Below are 5,864 nucleotides of genomic sequence, written 5' to 3' on the forward strand. Positions count from 1 at the left end.
CGGGACCAGTGAGCGGCGGAAACAAGGCACCACTGTTTGCGGCCTGTTGCCCGGATCCCGTTGATCTCTCCGCAGGCAGCGTGCCCCGCCATCAGGCGGCATTGGCACCAGATATTACTCTGCGCCCATCTTACGCATGCGTGGCCAAGGGCCACAGCCTACAATTACGGCCTGTTGCCTGGATCCCGTTGAGCTCTCTGCAGGCGGCGTGCCCCGCCATCAGGCGGCATCGGCAACAGGTTGAAGACTTGCCACCCAACCTCAACCGCCGGTCAGCAGGCCGGCAATTCTGAAGCCGCCGGCATAGGTGCCGGCCATGGACCCCAGTGACGCAAAGATGAATACCAGCAGGGTGCGCGACACCCGGTTCTTCCACCAACCGGTGAAGTGCGCCACGTCTTCCCGGAGATGCGAAAAGTCATGCACCCGTGGCTTGCGCACGAAGATCTCCACCGCCGCCGCCACAAAACCGGCCCCGATGGTCGGGTTCAGGGACGTGAACGGAGCCGCCAGAAAACTGGCCGCAATGGTAATCGGATGGGCGCGGGCGATCAGGGCGCCGATGGCCGTCAACGTGCCGTTGATCAGAAACCAGTCGGTCACCAATTGCCAGCCCAGCTCCGAACTGCGACTGAACCCGATGACAAAACCGGTCAGTATCAGTGCTGCGATGACCCAGGGAATATAGCGCGGCCAGCGACTGGGTTTGGGCAGTGCATTCAGATTGCGCAGTCGGGGCTCCGGGTTCTCGCCTTCCGGCGCCTGAGCCAGACTGTCGCGCATGCCTTCGAGATGACCCGCACCCACGACTGCCAGCACGCGTTGCTTCTCACCCTTGTCATTCTCCTGCAGCAGACGCAGCGCCATATATTCGTCGCGCTCTGTGATCAGCGGCGTGTAGATGGCCTCGCTGTCCTCGGCAAACTCGCGAAAGGTCGATGTCAGAACGTCGCCTTCCTTGAGTTGTTCAATGTCTTCTTCGGTAATTTTCTCGCGGGAGATCACGCTGCCCAACAGACCCATGATCAGGGCAGAGCGCTGCCACCAGGGTACGTTGCGGTATACCCGACGCAGAGTGATGCCGACATCCCGGTCGATCAGCCATAACGGCAGACCGGCTTTCTTGGCCTCGTCGATGGCGGCCTTCATCTCGGCGCCGGGCTCGATACCGGACTCCTCAGCTACCCGCTGCTGGAAGGCACCGAGCGCCAGGTTGGCGGCAACCAGACCGGCTTTGCCCTGTTTGACAACCTGGAACAGGTCAAGCTTGGCCAGTGCATCCGGATCCGTCATCGACTGGTACCGACTGGGGCACAGCTCTATCGCCACTGCGTCGAAGTCGCCGGACTGAATCAGAGCTTTTACTTCTTCTGCGCTGGCGCGTGATACATGCGCAGTGCCGAGCAGTGTGTATTCCGTTTTCTGTCGGCGCACCAGATGGCGCGGGCCCTGGGCGGGCTGAGTGTCTGAAGATTCCGATGCAATGGTGGTCATAAGCCTTCCGAGCCGATGCAAACATCCTTGGACGTTGCTGTTTGTTAACAATTATGTACGTTATTTACGGGAAACCCTGGTTTGTCGAATTTGGCGCTTCTGTAACCCAGTGTTTACGATTGACACTCGTTTGCAATGGACTGCGACAGGGTCAAACGGTGCAATGCGATGCCTTTAAGACTTAAATAGAGACTACGCATGCACAGTTACTGTGAGCAACAGAAGGTAGCGGATTATGACTGACCAGGCACAAGAAAAAAATATCAATCCGTTGGGTACGGACGGATTCGAGTTCGTCGAGTATACAGCAGCGGACGAGAAAGGCATTGCCGATCTGAAAGACCTGTTTACTACACTGGGGTTCACCGAGGTGGCTAAGCACCGGTCAAAACAGGCCTGGCTGTACAAGCAGGGTGATGTGAACTTCATCATCAATGCCCAGCCGCAGTCTCAGGCGGAAGAGTTCGCCCGCGTGCACGGCCCCAGTGTTTGCGGCATGGCGTTCCGTGTTGCAGATGCCGCTCATGCACTGGAGCATGCCGTGTCCAAGGGTGCGCAGAAGTTCCAGAGCGAAGTGGGCCCGATGGAGCTGAATATTCCCGGTGTCTACGGCATCGGTGAAAGTGTGCTCTATTTTGTCGACCGCTATGGTCGCGACAGCATCTACGACATCGACTTCGTCTTCTACGACGGCTGGAAAGAAAAGATGGGAGGCCATCAAGTCGGCCTGCATACGCTGGATCATCTGACGCACAATGTTCATCGCGGGAATATGGACAAGTGGGCCGGCTTCTATGAAGACATCGGAAACTTCCGCGAAATCCGGTATTTCGACATTGAAGGCAAGCTGACCGGTCTGCTGAGCCGAGCCATGACAGCGCCCTGTGGCAAGATCCGTATTCCGATCAATGAATCGCACGATGACAAGTCACAGATCGCCGAGTACCTGCGCGAATACAATGGCGAAGGTATCCAGCACATCGCCCTGAGCACTGATGACATCTATCAGACCGTGCGCGATCTGCGCAAGCTCGGCATGGACTTCATGGATACGCCGGACATCTACTATGACAAGGTGGAAAACCGCGTTCCCGGCCATGAAGAATCGCTGGAAGATCTGCGCGAGCTCAAGATCCTGATTGACGGTGCACCGATGAAGGACGGCATCCTGCTGCAGATCTTCACCAAGACCGTCATCGGCCCGGTGTTCTTCGAAATCATTCAGCGCAAAGGTAATGAAGGCTTCGGCGAAGGCAACTTCAAGGCTCTGTTCGAATCCATTGAAGAAGACCAGATTCGCCGGGGAGTTCTGAGTGATGCGTAAGCCGATCAGCTTTCCATTGCGCCAGGGCACGGCCTCGCGTCAGGCTCATGCGGACTTTCCGGAAGAAGCCATCTACGAGCGGGAAGCCGGTCGCAGTGGCTTTTTCGGCCCCGCGACCCATTTCCATCACCGGCATGCCCCGACTGGCTGGAGCGACTGGACAGGGCCTTTGCGGCCCCGGTCTTTCGACCTGAACCGCCTCGAAGGCGCGGCCAGCCCGTCGCCCTGGGAAGCCCCCGAGTTGCTGGGCAATGCCCATTGCCGCTATCGCCTGTGGCACTGTGCCACTGCCATGCCGTTTCTGGCACGCAATGCCGATGGTGATGATCTGCTGTTCATTCACAGTGGTGAAGGCGAGTTGTTCTGTGATTACGGCCATCTGACGCTGCGCGAAGGCGATTATTTCGTGCTGCCGCGCTCAACAGCCTGGCGTCTGGAGCCGTCGTCGCCGATGCAGATTCTGATGATCGAAGCCACCAATGGCGGCTATCAACTGCCAGACAAGGGGCTGGTGGGCAATCATGCTATATTCGATCCGGCCTGTCTGGATGTACCGGAAATCAACAGCCGTTTCCGGGATCAGTATTCCGAAGACACCTGGCAGGTGCAGGTCAAGCGCCACAATCAGGTGTCTGTGATCACCTATCCGTTCAATCCACTGGATGCAGTCGGCTGGCATGGCGACCTGGCGCCGGTGCGCCTGAACTGGCGGGATATCCGGCCGCTGATGAGTCATAGGTACCATCTGCCGCCTTCTGCGCATACTACCTTTGTGGCGCCGCGCTTTGTGGTCTGTACCTTTGTGCCGCGGCCGGTGGAAAGCGATCCAGGCGCATTGAAACTGCCGTTCTACCACAACAACGACGACTATGACGAAGTGCTGTTCTATCACGCCGGTGATTTTTTCAGCCGCGACAATATCGAAGCCGGTATGGTGACTTTCCATCCAGCCGGCTTTACCCACGGGCCGCACCCCAAGGCCTTCAAGGCCTCTCAGGAAAAACCCAAAACATTCGCCGATGATGTGGCCGTGATGTTGGATACGCGGGATGCCCTCGACGTGGCCCCGGCGATGCACGGGGTTGAAGATCCGGACTATGTGAACAGCTGGCAGGAGAAATCATGAAACTTGCGACTCAATACAATGGCACCAGAGACGGCCGCCTGGTGGTCGTCAGTCGCGACCTGACAGAAGCTGTCGCGGTGCCGGATATCGCACCCACATTGCAGGCCGCGCTGGACAACTGGAGCACTTTGGCGCCGCAGTTGAAGAAAGTTTACGCCGAGCTGAATGCCGGCCGGATCACCGAGGCTGTGCCGTTTGCCGAGGCCGAGTGTGCTTCACCCTTGCCGCGGGCCTACCATTGGGCGGACGGCAGTGCCTATGTGAATCATGTCGAACTGGTGCGCAAGGCCAGGGGCGCCGAAATGCCTCCCAGTTTCTGGGAAGACCCTCTGATGTATCAGGGCGGCTCGGATGACTTTCTGGGGCCGCGTGAACCCATCGACTGTTTGTCTGACGAATGGGGTCTGGATTTCGAGGGCGAAATAGCCGTCATCACGGATGACGTTCCGATGGGCGTGCAGGTCGAGCGGGCAGGCAAGCACATTCAACTGCTGATGCTGGTCAATGATGTGTCTCTGCGTGGCCTTATTCCCAACGAACTGGGCAAGGGTTTCGGCTTCTATCAGTCAAAGCCGGCCACGGCCTTTTCGCCGGTGGCGGTTACCCCGGATGAGCTGGGTCCGCACTGGGAAGGCAGCAAGGTGCACCTGCCGCTGCTCTCCACCTACAACGACAAGGCCTTTGGCTGCCCGAACGCCGGTGAAGACATGACGTTCGACTTTGCGCAACTGATCGCGCATGCGACACGCACCCGCCGTTTGGGTGCAGGCACCGTGATCGGTTCCGGAACCGTGTCCAACAAGCAGGGTACCGAGCACGGGACCTCTATCAAAGAGGGCGGTGTTGGCTACAGCTGCATCGCTGAAGTGCGGATGATCGAAACCATTCGGGATGGCAAGCCTGCCACCCCCTTCATGACATTCGGCGATCGTATTCGCATCGAAATGCGTGACGAAAACAACAACAGTATTTTTGGCGCCATTGACCAGCAGGTGGTGAAAGTAGCCGCCGGAGTGCCTAAGTCAAGGTAATCGGAGGTCTGACCATGGGTAAACAGAGCAAATACGTATCACGACAACCGGATGCAACGGGTCACATTGACTGGCCCGAGGAAGAAAACCGGATCTGGCATGACCTGATGGCCCGCCAGAAGGTGAATTTGCCGGGCAGGGCCTGTGACGAGTACCTGCAGGGACTTGAGATGCTTGACCTGCCGGAAGACCGGGTCCCACAGTTGGAGGAGGTCAATCGGGTTCTGCGCGAGGCCACTGGCTGGGAAACCGCTCAGGTGCCGGCGTTGATTCCGTTTGACGAATTTTTCCGCTTGCTGGCCAACCGCCAGTTCCCGGTGGCCACGTTCATTCGCACGCGGGAAGAGTTCGACTACCTGCAGGAACCGGATATCTTTCACGAGATTTTCGGCCACTGTCCGCTGCTGACCAACCCGGCCTTTGCGCACTTTACCGCGCACTATGGGCAACTGGGTCTGAACGCTCAACCGAAGGAGCGGGCCTATCTGGCCAGGTTGTACTGGTTCACGGTCGAATTCGGCCTGCTGGAAACGTCTCAGGGGCGGCGTATCTATGGGGGAGGCGTACTGTCTTCACCCGGGGAGACGCTGTATGCGATGGAAAGCGACAAGCCCGAGCGCTACCCGTTGGAGGTTCTGGATGCGCTGCGCACCCCGTATCGTATCGATATCATGCAGCCGATCTACTATACGCTGAGCAGCGTCGAGCAGTTGTTCGAGATCGCCGACATGGACATCATGAAGTATGTGCACCAGGCGATGGAACTGGGCCTGTACGAACCCAGGTTCCCACCCAAGAACGCGGCCTGAGGCTCTTTTAAAGGGTGAAGGGGTACGGGCAACAGGCCGCAAACAGTGGTGCCTTGTTTCCGCCGCTCACTGGTCCCGGT

At 58.2% G+C, this 5,864-nt stretch carries 5 protein-coding genes; 4 read left to right on the plus strand and 1 reads right to left on the minus strand.

Annotation, left to right across the window (positions count from 1 at the left end; translation table 11 throughout):
• Positions 1–261: 261 nt before the first annotated feature.
• The gene (locus tag LAT62_RS15625) at positions 262–1,494 is read right to left on the minus strand and encodes a TraB/GumN family protein (protein WP_293386035.1); all 1,233 of its coding nucleotides are present in this window, start codon (positions 1,492–1,494) and stop codon (positions 262–264) included.
• Positions 1,495–1,729: 235 nt separating this feature from the next.
• Between LAT62_RS15625 and hppD the strand changes: the two genes are divergently transcribed.
• The 4 genes from hppD to phhA are packed head-to-tail and all read left to right on the plus strand — an operon-like array spanning position 1,730 to position 5,784.
• The gene (hppD, locus tag LAT62_RS15630; RefSeq protein ID WP_293386037.1) at positions 1,730–2,818 is read left to right on the plus strand and encodes a 4-hydroxyphenylpyruvate dioxygenase; all 1,089 of its coding nucleotides are present in this window, start codon (positions 1,730–1,732) and stop codon (positions 2,816–2,818) included.
• On the plus strand, positions 2,811–3,944 hold the full coding sequence (locus tag LAT62_RS15635) for a homogentisate 1,2-dioxygenase (protein ID WP_293386043.1): 1,134 nt from the start codon (positions 2,811–2,813) through the stop codon (positions 3,942–3,944). Before hppD ends, LAT62_RS15635 begins: the two co-directional genes overlap by 8 nt.
• On the plus strand, positions 3,941–4,975 hold the full coding sequence (locus LAT62_RS15640; RefSeq protein ID WP_293386039.1) for a fumarylacetoacetate hydrolase family protein: 1,035 nt from the start codon (positions 3,941–3,943) through the stop codon (positions 4,973–4,975). The genes LAT62_RS15635 and LAT62_RS15640 overlap by 4 nt, the downstream gene beginning before the upstream one ends.
• A 14-nt stretch (positions 4,976–4,989) precedes the next feature.
• Positions 4,990–5,784 carry a phenylalanine 4-monooxygenase gene (phhA, locus tag LAT62_RS15645; protein ID WP_293386041.1) on the plus strand — a complete coding sequence of 265 codons (795 nt, stop codon included), beginning with the start codon at positions 4,990–4,992 and terminating at the stop codon, positions 5,782–5,784.
• Positions 5,785–5,864: the final 80 nt, after the last annotated feature.

The organism is Natronospirillum sp. (assembly GCF_022565775.1).
In the GTDB taxonomy this organism is placed as follows: Bacteria; Pseudomonadota; Gammaproteobacteria; order Pseudomonadales; family Natronospirillaceae; genus Natronospirillum.